18 protein-coding genes are annotated in these 16,005 nt (G+C 66.3%); 10 read left to right on the forward strand and 8 right to left on the reverse strand.

The genetic code is table 11. The annotated features are described in order from the left end of the window. Positions 1–23: 23 nt before the first annotated feature. The 5 genes from ybeY to miaB form a co-directional block, all read right to left on the reverse strand. Entirely contained in the window at positions 24–524 is a 501-nt protein-coding gene (gene ybeY / locus GH815_RS09365; RefSeq protein WP_153748509.1) for an rRNA maturation RNase YbeY, read from the reverse strand. A gap of 167 nt (positions 525–691) precedes the next feature. Then, positions 692–1,129, reverse strand: a complete 438-nt coding sequence (locus GH815_RS09370) for a GFA family protein (protein WP_153748510.1) — start codon at positions 1,127–1,129, stop codon at positions 692–694. Between the two features lie 194 nt (positions 1,130–1,323). After that, a complete protein-coding gene (locus GH815_RS09375) occupies positions 1,324–2,349 on the reverse strand; it encodes a PhoH family protein (RefSeq protein ID WP_153748511.1) in 1,026 nt (341 codons plus the stop codon). Between the two features lie 169 nt (positions 2,350–2,518). Beyond that, entirely contained in the window at positions 2,519–2,992 is a 474-nt protein-coding gene (locus GH815_RS09380) for an NUDIX hydrolase (RefSeq protein ID WP_153748512.1), read from the reverse strand. A 191-nt stretch (positions 2,993–3,183) separates the two neighbouring features. Then, complete coding sequence (gene miaB / locus GH815_RS09385; RefSeq protein WP_153748513.1) at positions 3,184–4,512, reverse strand: tRNA (N6-isopentenyl adenosine(37)-C2)-methylthiotransferase MiaB; 1,329 nt, start codon at positions 4,510–4,512, stop codon at positions 3,184–3,186. Between the two features lie 126 nt (positions 4,513–4,638). On the opposite strand from miaB, the gene GH815_RS09390 reads away from it, so the two are divergent. Together GH815_RS09390 and GH815_RS09395 are read left to right on the forward strand one after the other, a co-directional pair. Continuing rightward, complete coding sequence (locus tag GH815_RS09390; protein WP_153748514.1) at positions 4,639–5,514, forward strand: glycosyltransferase family 2 protein; 876 nt, start codon at positions 4,639–4,641, stop codon at positions 5,512–5,514. A 10-nt stretch (positions 5,515–5,524) separates the two neighbouring features. Continuing rightward, entirely contained in the window at positions 5,525–6,121 is a 597-nt protein-coding gene (locus GH815_RS09395; protein WP_153748515.1) for a DUF2238 domain-containing protein, read from the forward strand. Between the two features lie 3 nt (positions 6,122–6,124). Here GH815_RS09395 and irr read toward each other — a convergent pair whose 3' ends face one another. Then, positions 6,125–6,565 carry a Fur family transcriptional regulator Irr gene (gene irr / locus GH815_RS09400; protein ID WP_153748516.1) on the reverse strand — a complete coding sequence of 147 codons (441 nt, stop codon included), beginning with the start codon at positions 6,563–6,565 and terminating at the stop codon, positions 6,125–6,127. Positions 6,566–6,719: 154 nt separating this feature from the next. On the opposite strand from irr, the gene fabA reads away from it, so the two are divergent. The 4 genes from fabA to GH815_RS09420 are packed head-to-tail and all read left to right on the forward strand — an operon-like array spanning position 6,720 to position 9,773. After that, a complete protein-coding gene (gene fabA, locus GH815_RS09405; protein ID WP_153748517.1) occupies positions 6,720–7,229 on the forward strand; it encodes a bifunctional 3-hydroxydecanoyl-ACP dehydratase/trans-2-decenoyl-ACP isomerase in 510 nt (169 codons plus the stop codon). A 10-nt stretch (positions 7,230–7,239) separates the two neighbouring features. Then, positions 7,240–7,746 (forward strand): YfbU family protein, encoded by a 507-nt coding sequence (locus GH815_RS09410; RefSeq protein ID WP_153748518.1) that lies wholly within the window; start codon positions 7,240–7,242, stop codon positions 7,744–7,746. Positions 7,747–7,748: 2 nt separating this feature from the next. Beyond that, positions 7,749–8,978, forward strand: a complete 1,230-nt coding sequence (fabB, locus tag GH815_RS09415) for a beta-ketoacyl-ACP synthase I (RefSeq protein WP_153748519.1) — start codon at positions 7,749–7,751, stop codon at positions 8,976–8,978. A 6-nt stretch (positions 8,979–8,984) separates the two neighbouring features. Further along, positions 8,985–9,773, forward strand: coding sequence for an enoyl-ACP reductase FabI (locus tag GH815_RS09420; protein ID WP_153748520.1), 789 nt, complete (start codon positions 8,985–8,987; stop codon positions 9,771–9,773). 60 nt (positions 9,774–9,833) lie between these two features. Here the strand turns inward: GH815_RS09420 and gltX are convergent, their stop codons facing one another. Beyond that, positions 9,834–11,153 (reverse strand): glutamate--tRNA ligase, encoded by a 1,320-nt coding sequence (gene gltX, locus GH815_RS09425; protein WP_153748521.1) that lies wholly within the window; start codon positions 11,151–11,153, stop codon positions 9,834–9,836. An 81-nt stretch (positions 11,154–11,234) separates the two neighbouring features. On the opposite strand from gltX, the gene GH815_RS09430 reads away from it, so the two are divergent. From GH815_RS09430 to GH815_RS09445, 4 genes are all read left to right on the forward strand, one after another. After that, complete coding sequence (locus tag GH815_RS09430; RefSeq protein ID WP_153748522.1) at positions 11,235–11,645, forward strand: metallopeptidase family protein; 411 nt, start codon at positions 11,235–11,237, stop codon at positions 11,643–11,645. 79 nt (positions 11,646–11,724) lie between these two features. Next, on the forward strand, positions 11,725–12,651 hold the full coding sequence (locus GH815_RS09435) for an MBL fold metallo-hydrolase (RefSeq protein ID WP_153748523.1): 927 nt from the start codon (positions 11,725–11,727) through the stop codon (positions 12,649–12,651). Between the two features lie 93 nt (positions 12,652–12,744). Next, a complete protein-coding gene (locus GH815_RS09440; protein ID WP_153748524.1) occupies positions 12,745–13,701 on the forward strand; it encodes a 1-phosphofructokinase family hexose kinase in 957 nt (318 codons plus the stop codon). A gap of 98 nt (positions 13,702–13,799) precedes the next feature. Then, the gene (locus tag GH815_RS09445) at positions 13,800–14,318 is read left to right on the forward strand and encodes a hypothetical protein (protein WP_153748525.1); all 519 of its coding nucleotides are present in this window, start codon (positions 13,800–13,802) and stop codon (positions 14,316–14,318) included. 16 nt (positions 14,319–14,334) lie between these two features. Here GH815_RS09445 and GH815_RS09450 read toward each other — a convergent pair whose 3' ends face one another. Further along, the gene (locus GH815_RS09450) at positions 14,335–15,993 is read right to left on the reverse strand and encodes an NAD+ synthase (protein ID WP_153748526.1); all 1,659 of its coding nucleotides are present in this window, start codon (positions 15,991–15,993) and stop codon (positions 14,335–14,337) included. Positions 15,994–16,005: the final 12 nt, after the last annotated feature.

A 16,005-nucleotide genomic window follows, 5' to 3' on the forward strand; every position in this document is an offset into this window, starting at 1 on the left:
ATGCGCGGGCTCTCGGCCCGCCTTCAGCCATATGGGTCAGCCACCCCGAGTTTTGCAAGTATTTCCACCTCCAGCCCCTCCATCAGGGCGGCATCTTGCGGACGGATGTGGTCGTAACCCAACAGATGCAGGCATCCATGTACCACAAGATGCGTGACATGATGGTTAAACGAAATCCCCTGCTCGCAGGCTTCCCGCGCGCAGGTCTCATAGGCGATGGCGATATCGCCCAGTTCGGTCGGCATGCCTTCGGGCGGCTGCTCGGGGGGATGGGGCGCATCGCCATCCTCCTCGGCCGCCAGATCCTCGGCCGGCCAGGACAGGACGTTGGTGGGCGCGGGCTTGCCGCGAAACTCGGCGTTCAACCCGGCGATGCGGGCATCGTCGCAGGCCAGCAGGCTGATCTCGCAGGTCTCGGGATCAAGGCCCAGATGCGCCAGCGCGGCGGCACAGGCTGCCTCGGCCAGCGGGGCCAGACCCGCCGCGTCCCAGCGGTCATCCTCGAAAACGATCTCGACACTCATGGCCGGGATCTATCCGGGATCGCCGCCCGGCGTAAGGGGAAACGCATCCCCAAGTGGGGTCCGCAGGACCGGAGCATCCTGCGGACCCGGGTTCCGCGCCCGGTGCGGGGGCAGGCGGCCCTTGGTCGGCAGAGGGCCGCGCGGAACCATCTCTCGGGCGCGGGCGGTCAGGATCCCGCGGGCCAGGCGAATTCCGGACGCAAGCCTTCGTAGACGGGGCGGCCGTCATTCGGTTTGGGCACGCCGGTCTTGGGATCGTAGAAGGCGTGATAGGTCGCCTCCAGCCCGCGCGACTGATAGCCCATCAGGTTCGGCACGATCACCCGGATGCGGTGCTGCTTGTCGTCCAGCATGATCGGCGCACCGCAGGTCTTGCAGGTACACAGCTCCAGCGGCCCGCCGGGGTTCTCGCTGTTGAAGGGCTGGCGGTTCATGTTGTGCTCGTTCGCGGCGCTCAGGTCGCCATGCTTGAAGAACACGACATGCGTTGTCGGCTGGCCGGTCACGCGCTTGCAGACCGAACAGTGACAGGTGTGGTTGTCGATCGGATCGTGATCGGCCCAGGTGCGCACATGCTCGCACCCGCCGACATATTTGTGAGACATGGTTTCTCCCTCCCTCGGGCAACAAGGCCGCCCGCCACCCGGACGGGAATGGCCCGGGCAAGGAAAGGATAACGCCCGAATCGCGGGCCGGTCGATCTAGACTTCCGTCTGCGGTGGGGGGCGGGCCTGCCACGCGGCCGTCGTTTTCCGGCCCACAGGAACGGGCCGCCCGGGACGGGTCGGGGCGCGGTTCGCTACCGCCCCTCGCCCCGCTCCTGATCCGCGTCATAGGCTTCGATGATCCGGGCCACCAGCGGGTGACGGACCACGTCCTTGGCGGTGAAATAGCTGAACGAGATGTTGGGGATGCCCTGCAACAGCCGTTCCGCATCGGCCAGCCCGCTGGCCACCCCGCGCGGCAGATCGACCTGGCTGCGGTCGCCGGTGATGACCATGCGCGAGCCTTCGCCAAGGCGCGTCAGGAACATCTTCATCTGCATCGTCGTGGCATTCTGCGCCTCGTCCAGCACCACGAAGGCATTGGCCAGCGTGCGGCCGCGCATGAAGGCAAGCGGCGCGATCTCGATGCGCTTTTCCTCGATCAGCTTGGCGGTCTGCTTGCCCGGCAAGAAATCGTTCAGCGCGTCGTAAAGCGGCTGCATGTAGGGATCGACCTTTTCCTTCATGTCGCCGGGCAGGAAACCCAGCCGCTCGCCCGCCTCGACGGCGGGGCGGCTCAGCACGATGCGGTCGACATGGCCGCCGATGAACATGTTCACCGCCACCGCGACCGCCAGATAGGTCTTGCCGGTGCCCGCAGGCCCGATGCCAAAGCACATCTCGTTCTCGTAAAGCGCGCGGACATAGGCTTTCTGTGCCTCGGTGCGCGGCTCGATCAGCTTGCGCCGGGTATGGATCTCGACCCGGCCGCGCTGGAACATCTCAAGCTGGTCGCCCGGCTGCGTGCCGGTGCCCAGGGCGGACTCGCCCAGCCGGATCGCGCCGTCGATATCGCCCGCCTCGACCCCCTTGCCGGTTTCCAGCCGGGTGTAAAGCTGCCGAAGCACCTGGGCCGCCTGGCCCCGCGGCCCGCCCTCGCCCACCACGGCCAGACGGTTGCCGCGGCGCAGGATATGCACGCCAAGCTTGTGCTCGATCTGGGCAAGGTTGCGGTCGAATTCGCCGCAAAGGTCGATCAGAAGGCGATTGTCAGGGAACTCCACGAGCGTCTCGTGAAGCTCGCTCGAGTCCGTCGGGGGGGTCAGGGCGCTGATTCCCAAGAACGACTCCGTTGGCTGAAGGTCGCACAAATATGGTGCCAACCGCGTGCCCGCATCGCAAGCGATAGCTGCGTCATTCGGCCCGATTGATGTAAAATTCACATTAAGGCGCCGAACCGATGCCCGCAAAACGGCAGCGCAGGGGATCGCCGGGCCCCGCCAGCCGGGGTCAGGACGCCTTTCTCAGCGCCCTGATCTCGGGCCGTTTGCGCGGCTTGTCGGCCAGTTCCAGCAGCAGCGCGGCCAGATCGGGTTCGTCGACACGGCGCGCGGCCGCCCTTGCCTTGAACCAGCGCCGCTTGCGCTGGCGGCGTTCCTTCCAGTCGCGCTTGAGCCGCTCGACCAGCATCGGAAAGACCTCGACCACGCAGGGCAGCGCGGTGCCGTTGTCCAGGATCTTGTCATAGCGATAGCGCCCGATCGGCGCGGTGCCGACCCGTCCCAGCGCGCCGGCCTCCTCCAGCGCCTCGATCTCGGCGGTGCGCCAGGGTTTCTTGACATCCATCCGCCAGCCCTTGGGCATGATCCAGCGCCCGGTCCCGCGCGAGGTGACCATCAGCACGCGCAACGCCCCCTTGTCGTCCCAGCGCAAGGGCAAGGCGGCAATCTGCACGCCTGTCGCGGTTCTGGTGTCCTCGGTCATCTCGGGCCTGCTCGCCGGGCTTTGGCTGCCCGTTCGGTCGGGTTGCGCGCGGGGTGTTCGGGTCTCCGGGTCGATATGGACCCCCGCGACATTATCGCCAGAGTCCATAGTATTTCGTTGACTCTGACAACATAATTCCGGTGTCAGGCCATTCTTTTCACGACCGGCGGGCCGTCCTGCGCCGGAAAATCTCAGCCCGCAGCCAGCCGCCCGGCCAGCGAATTGGGCGCCGCCGCCAGGATCTCGACCGGCGCGATCCGGCCCAGCCAGTCCTCGCCCGCCTCGACATGCACCGCTTGCAGATGGTCGGACTTGCCCACCACCTGCCCCTGCATCCGGCCCGGCTTTTCGAACAGCACGCCGACCACGCGCCCCACCATGGCCTGTTGCGCCGCCTGCTGCTGGGCGTCAAGCAGCGCCTGCAACCGCGCCAGCCGGTCGGATTTCACGTCCTCGGGCACCTGCCCCTCACGCTCGGCCGCCGGGGTGCCGGGGCGGGGCGAATACTTGAAGGAATAGCACTGGCCATAGCCCACCGCCCGCACCAGCGCCATCGTCGCCTCGAAATCGGCCTCGGTCTCGCCGGGGAAACCGACGATGAAATCGCCCGAGATCAGGATATCGGGCCGCGCGGCACGGATGCGCGCGATCAGCGCAAGGTATTGCTCGGCGCTGTGCTTGCGGTTCATCGCCTTGAGGATGCGGTCAGACCCCGACTGCACCGGCAGATGCAGATAGGGCATCAGTTCCCGACAATCGCCATGCGCGGCGATCAGGTCATCCTCCATGTCGTTCGGATGCGAGGTGGTATAGCGGATGCGGTCCAGCCCCTCGATCCGCGCCAGTTCGCGGATCAGCCGCGCCAGCCCCCAGGCCCCGTCCTGCCCCTCGCCGTGATAGGCATTGACGTTCTGGCCCAGCAACGTGATCTCGCGCACCCCGCGCGCGACCAGATCGCGCGCCTCGTCCAGCACCCGCGCGGCGGGGCGGCTGACCTCGGCGCCGCGGGTATAGGGCACGACGCAGAAGGCACAGAACTTGTCGCAGCCCTCCTGCACCGTCAGGAACGCGGTCGGCCCGCGCTGCGCCTTGGGCCGCCCGCCCAGCCGGTCGAACTTGTCTTCCTCGGGGAAATCGGTGTCGAGCGCCCTGCCCCCCGCCCGCGCGCGCGCCTCAAGCTCGGGCAGGCGGTGATAGCTTTGCGGCCCCACCACCAGATCGACCAGCGGCTGACGGCGCAGGATCTCCTCGCCCTCGGCCTGCGCGACACAGCCCGCCACGCCGATCTTCAGATCCGGGTTCGCCGCCTTCAGCCCCTTCAGCCGGCCAAGCTCGGAATAGACCTTCTCGGCGGCCTTCTCGCGGATATGGCAGGTGTTCAGCAGGATCATGTCCGCCGTCTCGGCGGTATCGGTCACGACATAGCCCGCGGCACCCAGCGCCTCGGCCATCCGCTCGCTGTCATAGACGTTCATCTGACAGCCATAGGTCTTGATGAATAGCTTTCTGGGCGTGGTCATGGCGCGTTCCCGACGATCTGACGGGCGTCCTACACGAAAGCGCCCCCCTGCCGCAACGCTTGCATGGGCGGCGGGTTTGTCGGAACGTGGCGCACAACCCCAAGAGGTGGCAGGAAGCGGCCCACGATGGCAGAGCGGTATCAGGGCCTGGACGATTTCCTGAAACGCGGGCGCACGGCGCTGGCGCAGGGGCCGGTCGCGCTGATCTTCGTCGAGGACCGGGCCGAGGTGGACAGCACCATCCGCCACCATGCCGGGCTCGGCTTTCGCGCGCTGGTGCTGTTCGCCCCGGACGAGTTGGACCTTGCCCCCGACGCTACCGCGCTGGTCCATCGCGTGCGCCATGCGCCCTGCGATGCGGGCGCGGTGCCCGCCGCGGTCAACCGGGTGATCGCCGCCGCGCCAGGGCTCTGGCTTTATTACTGCTACAATGCCGAATACCTGTTCTTCCCGTTCTGCGAGACGCGCAGCGTGGGCGAGATGCTGGCCTTTCATGCCGAGGAACGGCGCGACGCGATGCTGACCTATGTGATCGACCTTTACGCGGGCGATCTGGGCCGCTTTCCCGATGCCGTCTCGCGCGAGACGGCGATGCTGGACCGCACGGGCTATTACGCACTGGCCCGGCCCGATCCGGCAAACCACGGCCACCCCAAGGAACGGCAACTCGATTTCTTCGGCGGGCTCAGGTGGCGGTTCGAACAGCATGTCCCCGAGGCGCGGCGCCGGATCGACCGGATCGCGCTGTTCCGGGCAAAGCGGGGGCTGCATCTGCTGGACGGGCATCTGTTCGATGACGAGGAATACAACACCTATGCCTGCCCCTGGCATCACAACCTGACCGCCGCGATCTGTTCCTTCCGCGCGGCCAAGGCGCTGAAGACCAATGCGGGCTCGACCTTCGACATCCCCGATTTCCGCTGGCGGGGCTCGGTGCCGTTCGAGTGGAATTCGCAGCAACTGATGGATCTGGGGCTGATGGAGCCCGGGCAATGGTTCTGAGGAGCACCATATGAGGATCGAACGCCGGGAGTGGGCCGTGTTCTGGTTCACCATGGCCTATGTCGCGGGCTTCACCATCTGGTTCTTCTCGCGCGGGAATTACGAGTTCATCTGGTACGTGCTGACCATGATGGGCATGATCGCGCTGGCCGCCCTCGGCCTGCGCAAGGCCGAGTTTCCGGCCGCGCTCCTCTGGGCGCTCAGCCTTTGGGGGCTGGCCCATATGGCGGGCGGCGGCGTGCCGGTGGGCGGCAGCGTCCTTTACAACTGGATGATCTGGCATGTCGGCGGCGAGGGCGAGCTTGCCATCCTGAAATACGACCAGGCGGTGCATGCCTATGGCTTTGGTGTGACGGCCTGGATGCTGTGGCACCTGATGGTGCGCCACTACCCCGCCACCGCCGGAAGCTGGACGGCGCTGACCTACCCGGCCTTCGGCGCGATGGGGCTGGGGGCGCTGAACGAGATCATCGAGTTCGTCGCGGTGCTGTCGATCCCCGACACCAATGTTGGCGGCTATCTCAATACCGGGCTGGATCTGGTCTTCAACGCCATCGGCGCGACCGTCGCTGTGCTGACGATCGCGCTGGTCCGTACGGTTCGCTAGCGGTCAGATCCGGCGCAGCCGGATCACGACATCAACCTTCGAAATCTCCGAGCCGGGCGGCGCCTCGGGCAGGCGCGAGATCTCGATCGAGCCATGGGGGGCATCGGTCAGCCGACCCTCGTCCTCCCAGAAGAAATGCGGGTGGTCGTCGACCCGCGTATCGAAATAGCTTTTCGTGCCGTCGACCATGACTTCCTGCATCAGGCCCGCATCGCAGAAGGCCCGCAGCGTGTTGTAGACGGTCGCCAGCGACACCCGCTCGCCGGTCTCGCAGGACGCGGCATACAGGGTCTCGGCCGTCACGTGACGGTTCATCCCGTCGCCGATCAGCAAGGCGGCGAGACTGACGCGCTGGCGCGTGGGACGCAGACCGGCCTTGGACAGCCAGCGGCTGCTGCGCTCGATCGCGTCAGGATGGGTGGGGTTGTCATTCAGCTTTGCCATACGAAAGTATATGGTCCCGCCCAGTCGAGAATTCAAATGATTCCGAATTGCAGCGTCGCTTTGGCGCGGCATAAGCGCACTATTGCCACTCGGCGAGGCCGGGTGCTACAGGGGGCCGATTGCAAAAACGCCTGAGGCAGGGGGCTGCGCCCGTATGACCGACTATCCCACAAGCTTCGACCGGGACGAGCTTCTGAAATGCGCAAGGGGGGAACTGTTCGGCCCCGGCAACGCGCAACTGCCCGAACCGCCGATGCTGATGATGGACCGGATCACCGAGATCAGCGCCGATGGCGGCGCCCATGGCAAGGGTCATGTGGTGGCCGAATTCGACATCCACCCCGACCTGTGGTTCTTTTCCTGCCACTTCCCCGGCAACCCGATCATGCCGGGCTGTCTGGGGCTGGACGGGCTGTGGCAGCTGACCGGCTTCAACCTGGGCTGGCGCGGCTGGCCGGGGCGGGGCTATGCGCTGGGCGTGGGCGAGGTGAAGCTGACCGGCATGGTCCGCCCCGACCGCAAGATGCTGCGCTACTTCGTCGATTTCACCAAGGCCGTGCAGACAAGGCGGCTGACCATGGGTGTGGCCGATGGCCGGGTCGAAGCCGATGGCGAAACGATCTATCATGTCAGGGACATGAAGGTGGCTCTGTCCGAGAGCTAGGAGGTGCAGGATGCGAAAGTTATCCAACTTTGAGAGGCTTATGATCCTCGTGACCGCGAGCCAAGGTCGGAAGGATCCGTGGGTAGATGTAGACCTCGTTGCCGAACTGGTGGCTCGTGGTGACGAGTGGGCGCTCAACTGGGAATATGAGTGGCTAGACGAGGAGTACCACCCAAAGCAGCCTATCGTTGATGAGACCGTCAAGATCTTCGAGATGATGCAGCACGCTAGGCGGAGTGCGGAAGAACTCGGAAAGCCAGAGTTGTTCGCAGCCCTCGGGTTCGAGGGCTTCGACTTGAACAACGATGACCACTATGGCGTCGCCAAGGTACTAGTCGAGAAACTGAACCGTTTCACTGATCTTCCCAATGCTTCTGCCAACTCACACTCAGTCGCTTCACTCCCCCGCTACAGGCAGCTCTTGGAACGTTATGAACCGATCCGGAGGACACTCTTGGCTGGCAGCAACTACGGCCTCATGAGCGAGGATCAACTGAAAGAACTGGCAGGAGTCTGAATATGCGCCGCGTCGTCATCACGGGGCTGGGCATTGTCTCGCCCATCGGCAACAACGCCGCAGAGGTCGAGGCCAGCCTGCGTGCCGGCCGCTCGGGCATCCGGTTCGAGCCCGCCTATGCCGAAAACGGGTTCCGCAGCCAGGTCGCGGGCATCCCGCAGATCGACCTGGAGGCCGCCATCGACAAGCGCAACCTGCGCTTCATGGGGCCGGGGGCGGCCTACAACTTCATCGCCATGGAACAGGCCATCGCCGATTCCGGCCTGGAGGCGGGCGATGTGTCGAACGAACGCACCGGCCTTGTGATGGGCTCCGGCGGGCCGTCGACCTCGAACCTGTTCGCCGCCCATGCCATCGTGCGCGAAAAGGGCAGCCCCAAGCGCATGGGCCCGTTCATGGTGACGCGCTGCATGTCGTCGACCAACTCGGCCTGTCTTGCGACGCCGTTCCGCATCAAGGGCGTGAACTACTCGATCACCTCGGCCTGTTCGACCAGCGCCCATTGCGTCGGCAATGCCGCGGAACTGATCCAGATGGGCAAGCAGGACATCGTCTTTGCCGGTGGCGGCGAAGAAGTGGACTGGACGCTCTCCTGCCTGTTCGACGCGATGAACGCGATGTCGTCCAAGTACAACGACACCCCCGAAACCGCCTCGCGCCCGTTCGACGCCACGCGCGACGGCTTCGTGATCGCGGGCGGCGGCGGCGTTCTGGTGCTCGAGGAGCTTGAGCACGCGAAGGCGCGCGGCGCGAAGATCTATGCCGAGGTCACGGGCTATGGCGCCACCTCGGACGGGCATGACATGGTCGCGCCTTCGGGCGAGGGCGGCGAACGGTCGATGCGGCTGGCGCTCTCCACCCTGCCCGCGGGGCGCAGGATCGACTACATCAACGCGCACGGCACCTCGACCGTGGCGGGCGACGTGACCGAGGTGCAGGCGATCCGCCGCATCTTCGGCGAGGGCAACATGCCCCCCATTGCGTCCACCAAGTCGCTGACCGGCCATTCGCTGGGCGCAACCGGGGTGCACGAGGCGATCTATTCGCTCATCATGATGGACAAGGGCTTCATCGCGGCCTCGGCCAATGTGACCGAACTGGACCCCGAGATCCTGCCGGGCGAGATCTGCACCGAACTGCGCGAGGGTGTCGAGATCGACAGCGCGCTGTCCAACAGCTTCGGCTTCGGCGGCACCAACGCCACGCTCGTTTTCAGCAAGTTTCACGGATAAGCGTCCATGCCTGAACTGATGAAGGGAAAGCGCGGCCTGATCATGGGCGTCGCGAATGACCGCTCGATCGCCTGGGGCATTGCCAAGGCCATGGCCGACGAGGGCGCCGAGCTTGCCTTTACCCATCAGGGCGAGGCGTTCGGCAAGCGGCTGCAACCGCTGGCCGAACGCGTGGGCTCGTCCTTCATGGTCGATGTCGACGTGACCGACGACGCCTCGATGGACCACGCCTTTCAGCGGCTGGCAACCGAATGGGGCACACTGGATTTCGTGGTCCACGCCATCGCCTATTCCGACAAGAACGAGCTGACCGGGCGCTTCATCAACACCACACGCGACAACTTCAAGAATTCGCTGGCGATTTCCTGCTATTCGCTGATCGACGTGGCGCGGCGCGCGCAACCCTTGATGCCCAATGGCGGCACGATCCTGACGCTGACCTATCAGGGCTCGAACCGGGTGACGCCGTTCTACAACGCGATGGGCGTGGCCAAGGCGGCGCTGGAATCGGCGGTGCGCTATCTGGCGTCCGATCTGGGGCCCGAAGGGATCCGGGTGAACGCGATCAGCCCCGGCCCGATGAAGACGCTGGCGGGCGCGGCCATCGCAGGCGGGCGCAAGACCTTCCGCCATACCGAGATGAACGCCCCGCTTCAGGCCAATGCGTCGCTGGAATGTATCGGCGGAACAGCGGTCTACCTGGCCTCGGATTTCGGCGCCTGCACCACGGGAGAGATCATCACCGTGGATGGCGGCTATCACGTCCTCGGCATGCCGCGCTTCGAGAATATCTGAGGCACCCGAAATCGCTCCAGCCCCGGCCTTGTGCCGGGGCGGGCTTGCCGCGCCGCCGCCTCAGCCCGGCTTCTTCTGCAACAGCGGCATCAGGTCGGCCATTTCGGGGCCGCTCGCCCGGCCCGTGACGGCCTTGCGCAGCGGCAGGAACAGCCCCCTGCCCTTGCGGCCGGTCCGTTCCTTGACCGCGGCGGTCCATTCGCCCCAGCTTGCCGCCGTGTAGGGCGGCTCCCCCAGCAGCGCCAGCGCCTCGGCCACGAAGTCGCGGTCTTCGTCGTCCACCAGCGGCGCAGCACCGTCACGGCACAGCGCCCACCATTCGGCGATCCCGGCGCGGGTCTCGATGTTTTCGCGGATCACCGACCAGAACCCTTCGGCCAGCGCGTCCGGCACGCCCAGCGCCGCAAGCTCGCCCTGCACCGCCGCAAGCGGCAGCCCATGCAGGTAACGCGCGGTCAGCGGGAACAGGTCGGCCGGGTTGAAGCTGGTCGGCGCGGCGCCGAACTGGCCGAGATCGAAGCCCGCCGCCAGTTCCTCGATGCTGCCCGCCAGTTCCACCGGCTGCGAGGATCCAAGCCGCGCCATCAGCGACAACAGCGCCATCGGTTCCACCCCCTGCGCACGCAGATCGCGCAGCGACAGGGTGCCAAGTCGTTTCGACAGCGCCTCGCCCTGCGCGCCGGTCAGCAGCGAATGATGGGCAAAACCGGGCGCCGTTCCGCCCAGCGCCGCGATGATCTGGATCTGGGTGGCGGTATTGGTCACATGGTCGGCGCCGCGCACGATATGGGTAACGCCCATCTCGATATCGTCCACCACCGAGGCCAGCGTATACAGCACCTGCCCGTCGCCGCGGATCAGCACCGGGTCCGAGATGCTGCCGGAGTCGATGGAGATCTCGCCCAGGATGCCGTCGGTCCATTCGATCCGCTGCTGGTCGAGCAGAAACCGCCAGTGGCCGGGGCGTTCGGCGCGCAGCCGGGCGCGCTCCTCGTCCGACAGCGCAAGTGCTGCACGGTCATAGACGGGCGGCTTGCCCATGTTCAGCAGTTTCTTGCGCTTCAGATCCAGTTCGGTCGGTGTCTCGAAACACTCATAGAACCGCCCCGCCGCGCGCAATTCATCGGCCGCCGCATGATAACGGTCCAGCCGGGCCGATTGGCGTTCCAGCCGGTCCCAGCGCAGCCCCAGCCAGTCGAGATCCTGCATGATCCCGTCGGCATATTCCTGCGTCGAGCGTTCGGTATCGGTATCGTCGAGGCGCAGGATGAACTGCCCGCCGGTCTTGCGCGCGATCAGATAGTTGAACAGCGCCGTGCGCAGGTTGCCCACATGCAGGAAACCGGTGGGCGAAGGGGCAAAGCGGGTGACGGTGGTCATGGGCATACTCCTGGGACGCCGTCGCTCTTTCACAGAAGCGGGCTTTTGTCCATATGAGGGCCAGCGAGAGAGGACCGCCCGATGACCGAGTTGCGCGTGCTGACCACCCCCCCGAGCCTGGACGAGATCGCCGCACTGGCGCATGAGGCGCGCGAAACCCTGCCCGAGCCGTTTCGCGGCCCCGCGCTGGCGGTGGCGATCCGGGTCGAGGATTTCGCCCCGGACGACATCCTGGACGAAATGGAAATCGACGATCCCTTTGAGTTGACCGGCCTTTATGACGGGATCCCGCTGACCGAGAAATCGGTGATGGACCAGCCCGACCGGCCCGACACGATCTGGCTGTTCCGCCGGCCGATCCTGGACGAATGGATCGAGCGCGAGGATGTCGACCTGCCCGCGCTGGTCGCGCATGTGCTGGTGCATGAATTCGCCCATCATTTCGGCTGGTCGGATGACGATATCGCCGCGATCGACCGCTGGTGGGAATGACGCCCTCGCGGTCTCGTGACATGGACGGGGGGGCGGTCGGGGCTATCCTTGCGCCCTGACGCCACAAGGGAGAGAGCCGATGACCGCACCCAGATTGACCCGCCGCCACGCGCTGATGGCCGGGGCCGCCCTGCCGCTGGCCGCCGCAACCGCCGGAACCGCACGCGCCGCAGCCCCGATGCTGGGCGCCGCGATGGCGCCATTCCACCGCTTCACGCTCGGCGGTTTCGAGGTCACGACGCTGCTCGCGGGAACCCGGACGGTCGAGGATCCGCAGACCATCTTCGGCATGAATGTCGCGCCCGAGGAATTCGCCGAAGTGTCTGCCGCGCACCGGATCCCGACCGACAAGGCGCAGTTCTTCTTTACCCCCACCGTGGTCAATACCGGGTCCGAGCTGATCCTGTTCGATACCGGCCTGAACCCCGAGGGGATCACCGGCGCGCTGGCGGCAGCGGGCTATTCCGCCGATCAGGTCGACAAGGTGGTGATCACCCACATGCATGGCGATCATGTCGGCGGCCTGATGGGCGCGGGCGGCGAGACCTTTGGCAATGCCGCCTATTATACCGGTCAGGTCGAGTTCGATGCCTGGAACACCGCGGGCGACGAGAATTTCGAAGCCAAGGTCCGGCCGCTGGCCGAGAAGATGACGTTCCTGGACGATGGCGGCAGCCCCGCCTCGGGCATCACGGCGATGGCGGCCTTCGGGCATACGCCGGGGCATATGGTCTACATGCTGGAAAGCGAGGGGCGGCAGATCGTGATCGCGGCGGATTTCGCCAATCACTATGTCTGGTCGGTCGGCCATCCCGACTGGGAAGTGCGCTTTGACCGCGACAAGGAGGCCGCCGCCGCGACGCGGCGGCGATTGCTGGGGATGATGGCCGCCGACGGGGTGCCGTTCATCGGCTATCACATGCCCTTCCCCGGCTTCGGCTATGTCGAGACGCAGGGCGAGGGGTTCCGCTATGTGCCCGCAAGCTACCAGATGATGCTGGGCTGATCGGCGCGGGCGGGGTGCGGCCCGATATGGGCTTGGCGGCGGCGGTCCGGGGTGGCACTCTCGCCCGGAAGTTGACAACTGGTGCCGCGCCCGATGCCGGAAATCCTGACCGTCACGCTGAACCCGACCGTGGATCTGTCGACCTCGGTCGATCATGTCGTTCCGGGCGAAAAGCTGCGCTGCACCGCCCCGGTGGTCGATCCGGGCGGCGGCGGCATCAACGTGGCCCGCGCGATCCGGCTTCTGGGCGGCGAAAGCCGGGCGCTGGTCGCGCTGGGCGGGCATAATGGCGACAAGTTGCGCTGCCTTCTGGAACGCGAAGGGATCCGGCTGATCCCGCTACAGGCCCCGGGCGAGACGCGACTGAGCCTTGCGGTGATGGAAGAGGCGACCGGCCAGCAATTCCGCTTCGTGCTGCCGGGGCCGGAATGGAACGCGGCGGGGCTCAAGGCGGTGCTGGCCGCGATCACGACAGCAGTTCCCGACGAGGGATATGTGGTCCTGTCGGGCAGTGTACCCAGCGGGTTGCCCGATGATATCGCCTGCTGCATCGGCGCCAAGCTGGCCACCCGCGGCGCGCGGCTGATCGTGGACACCTCGGGCCCGGCGCTGACCCGGCTGGCCGAGGGGGACGGGGCGCCGCCCTACCTGCTGCGGATGGATCAGGCAGAGGCGCAGGCCCTTGCCGGCCACCGGCTTGAAACCCGCGCCGACAGCGCCGCCTTTGCCGCCGGTCTGGTGGCGCGCGGCGTTGCGCCGGTGGTGGTGCTGGGGCGCGGCTCGGACGGCTCGGTTCTGGCGGCCGAGGGGATGCGGCTGCATGCGGCAACGCCGCCGGTGCCGGTGCGTTCCAAGGTGGGGGCGGGCGACAGTTTCCTGGGCGCCTTTGCCCTGTCGCTGAGCCGGGGCGAGGATCTGGAAACCGCCCTGCGCTGGGGCGTGGCGGCGGCAAGCGCGGCGGTGATGACCGATGCGACGGGGCTCTGCACCCGCGAGGATACCGAAGCACTGTTCGGCCATTGCAGCGCAACCAGCTTGCCCCCGGTCTGACGCGGAATTTCCGGCCCATTATCGCGCAGGCACAATGCGGCGGGAAATGCCGTCCGAATAGGCGACAATGGAACAATTGCAATTCCAGAATGTGCCCATTGGCCCGAATCAGCTTCATCGGAGGACTGATTCACGATAAGTTCATTCTGGGGCATTTCATTATGAACGAGTGCGATTTCGACGACCCGATCGAGGTCTGGCTTGCCGCCGAGGGTGATTCCTCAGCCCTCGTGGTTGTTTTATCGAGCAACCTTGTTCTATCCCGCCGCATGCGGGATGCTCTTGCGGCATGGCTGTCCGGCGCATTCGACGCCGAACCCACGATCAGAAGAAACCATGATCCGCCGCCGCTGACACCCGACAGCATCAGGCTTCTGAACGCGGCCGAAGACTATCTGCGGGTTGCCGACTGGGTCGCAGAGCGCGGCTTCGATATCGACGCCAACAGCCTGCTGACCCAGGTCGCGCAGATGTGGCACCTCAGCACCCCGACCCTGAACGCTGCCGTCGCCAACCTGCGCAGGACCGGACGGCGCAATCCCCTGCGGATCGAGGCGCAGGCCTTCCGCAACTGGCAGCAACAGGGCCGCCCCGGCAAAGGCAGAACCAAGGTCTGACGCGGCGGGAACGGGTTCAGCCCGGATCGCGCCAGCGGTTGACGATGGGATAGCGGCGATCCAGCCAGAACGCGCGCGGCGTCAGGCGCGCGCCGGGGGCGGACTGGAAACGTTTGTATTCGCTCAGATAGATCAGCCGCTCCACCCGCTTCACGGTATCGCGGTCGAAGCCTTCGGCAACCAGATCGGCAATGGCGCAATCGCGGTCGATCAACCCTTCGAGGATCGCGTCGAGCACCGGATAGGGCGGCAGGCTGTCCTCGTCCTTCTGATCGGGGCGCAGCTCGGCGCTGGGCGGCTTGTCGATCACGCGCGGCGGGATCACCTCGCCCGCCGGGCCCTGCATCCAGTCGCGGTGGTTATCGTTGCGCCACCGGCAGGTCTGGAACACGCGCGTCTTGTAGAGATCCTTGATCGGATTGTAGCCGCCCGCCATGTCGCCATAGATCGTGGCATAGCCCACCGCCACCTCGGACTTGTTGCCCGTGGTCAGCAGCATCGCGCCGAACTTGTTGGACAGCGCCATCAGGATCAGCCCGCGCAGGCGGGACTGGATGTTTTCCTCGGTGATGTCGGGGGCGGTGCCCGCGAAAAGCGGCGCCAGCGCCTGCGTGACGGCGGCGCGCGGCCCGTCGATCGGCACCTCGTCCAGACGGCAGCCCAGCGCGCGGGCCACGGCGGCGGCGTCCTCCAGCGACTCGGGCGAGGTATATTCCGAGGGCAGCATCACGCAATGGACATTGCCGGGGCCGATGGCATCGGCGGCAATCGCCGCCACCAGCGCCGAGTCGACGCCGCCCGACAGCCCCAGCAGCACGCGGGAAAACCCGCTTTTCGCGAGGTAATCGCCCAGCGCCACGACCATCGCCCGGTAATCCTGTTCCCATTCGTCGGGATGAACCGCGCGCGCCCCGGTTTCGGCCCGCCAGCCCCGGTCGGTGCGGGTGAAATCGACATGGATCATGGCCTCGTCGAAAACCGGGGCCTGCACCGCCAGTTCCCCGCCCGGGTTCAGCACGAAGGACCCGCCGTCGAACACCTGATCGTCCTGCCCGCCGACAAGGTTCAGATAGGCCAGCGGCAAGCCGGTCTCGACCACGCGGGCGACCATGTGCGACAGCCGCAGATCGGCCTTGCTCCGGTGATAGGGCGAACCGTTGGGCACCAGCAGGATCCCGGCCCCGGTCTCGGCCAGCGCCTCGGCCACATCCTCGAACCAGGCATCCTCGCAGATCGGGGTGCCGATGCGGACCGGCCCGACCGTGTAGGGGCCGTTGATCGGGCCGCTGTCATAGACGCGCTGTTCGTCGAACACGCCGTCATTGGGCAGGTGATGCTTGAAGATCCGCGCCGTGACCGCACCGTTCTGGCAGATGTAATAGGCATTGTAGAGATGCCCATGCGCGGCAAAGGGCGCCCCGATCCCCAGCGCGGGGCCTTGCGCACACTCTCGCGCCAGCGCCTCGACCTGCGCCATGGCATCGGCGGTAAAGGCGGGTTTCAGCACCAGATCCTGCACCTGATAGCCCGCAAGGAACATCTCGGGCAGCGCCACCATGTCGGCGCCCGCGCGGCGCCCCTCCTCCCAGGCGGCGCGGGCCTTGGCGGCGTTCTCGGCCAGCGCCCCGGTGGTGGGGTTCAACTGGGCCAGTGTCAGGCGAAACCTCTCTTCCATGGGCGTTCCCTT

The sequence above is a fragment of the Rhodovulum strictum genome (assembly GCF_009649175.1).
GTDB classification, from domain to species: domain Bacteria; phylum Pseudomonadota; class Alphaproteobacteria; order Rhodobacterales; family Rhodobacteraceae; genus Rhodovulum; species Rhodovulum strictum.

Bases quoted from the DNA above. Each gene is read 5' to 3' on its own strand.
- ybeY (WP_153748509.1), bottom strand. From the start codon at position 524: ATGAGTGTCGAGATCGTTTTCGAGGATGACCGCTGGGACGCGGCGGGT.
- GH815_RS09370 (WP_153748510.1), bottom strand. From the start codon at position 1,129: ATGTCTCACAAATATGTCGGCGGGTGCGAGCATGTGCGCACCTGGGCC.
- GH815_RS09380 (WP_153748512.1), bottom strand. From the start codon at position 2,992: ATGACCGAGGACACCAGAACCGCGACAGGCGTGCAGATTGCCGCCTTG.
- miaB (WP_153748513.1), bottom strand. From the start codon at position 4,512: ATGACCACGCCCAGAAAGCTATTCATCAAGACCTATGGCTGTCAGATG.
- GH815_RS09390 (WP_153748514.1), top strand. From the start codon at position 4,639: ATGGCAGAGCGGTATCAGGGCCTGGACGATTTCCTGAAACGCGGGCGC.
- GH815_RS09395 (WP_153748515.1), top strand. From the start codon at position 5,525: ATGAGGATCGAACGCCGGGAGTGGGCCGTGTTCTGGTTCACCATGGCC.
- irr (WP_153748516.1), bottom strand. From the start codon at position 6,565: ATGGCAAAGCTGAATGACAACCCCACCCATCCTGACGCGATCGAGCGC.
- fabA (WP_153748517.1), top strand. From the start codon at position 6,720: ATGACCGACTATCCCACAAGCTTCGACCGGGACGAGCTTCTGAAATGC.
- GH815_RS09410 (WP_153748518.1), top strand. From the start codon at position 7,240: ATGCGAAAGTTATCCAACTTTGAGAGGCTTATGATCCTCGTGACCGCG.
- fabB (WP_153748519.1), top strand. From the start codon at position 7,749: ATGCGCCGCGTCGTCATCACGGGGCTGGGCATTGTCTCGCCCATCGGC.
- GH815_RS09420 (WP_153748520.1), top strand. From the start codon at position 8,985: ATGCCTGAACTGATGAAGGGAAAGCGCGGCCTGATCATGGGCGTCGCG.
- gltX (WP_153748521.1), bottom strand. From the start codon at position 11,153: ATGACCACCGTCACCCGCTTTGCCCCTTCGCCCACCGGTTTCCTGCAT.
- GH815_RS09430 (WP_153748522.1), top strand. From the start codon at position 11,235: ATGACCGAGTTGCGCGTGCTGACCACCCCCCCGAGCCTGGACGAGATC.
- GH815_RS09435 (WP_153748523.1), top strand. From the start codon at position 11,725: ATGACCGCACCCAGATTGACCCGCCGCCACGCGCTGATGGCCGGGGCC.
- GH815_RS09440 (WP_153748524.1), top strand. From the start codon at position 12,745: ATGCCGGAAATCCTGACCGTCACGCTGAACCCGACCGTGGATCTGTCG.
- GH815_RS09450 (WP_153748526.1), bottom strand. From the start codon at position 15,993: ATGGAAGAGAGGTTTCGCCTGACACTGGCCCAGTTGAACCCCACCACC.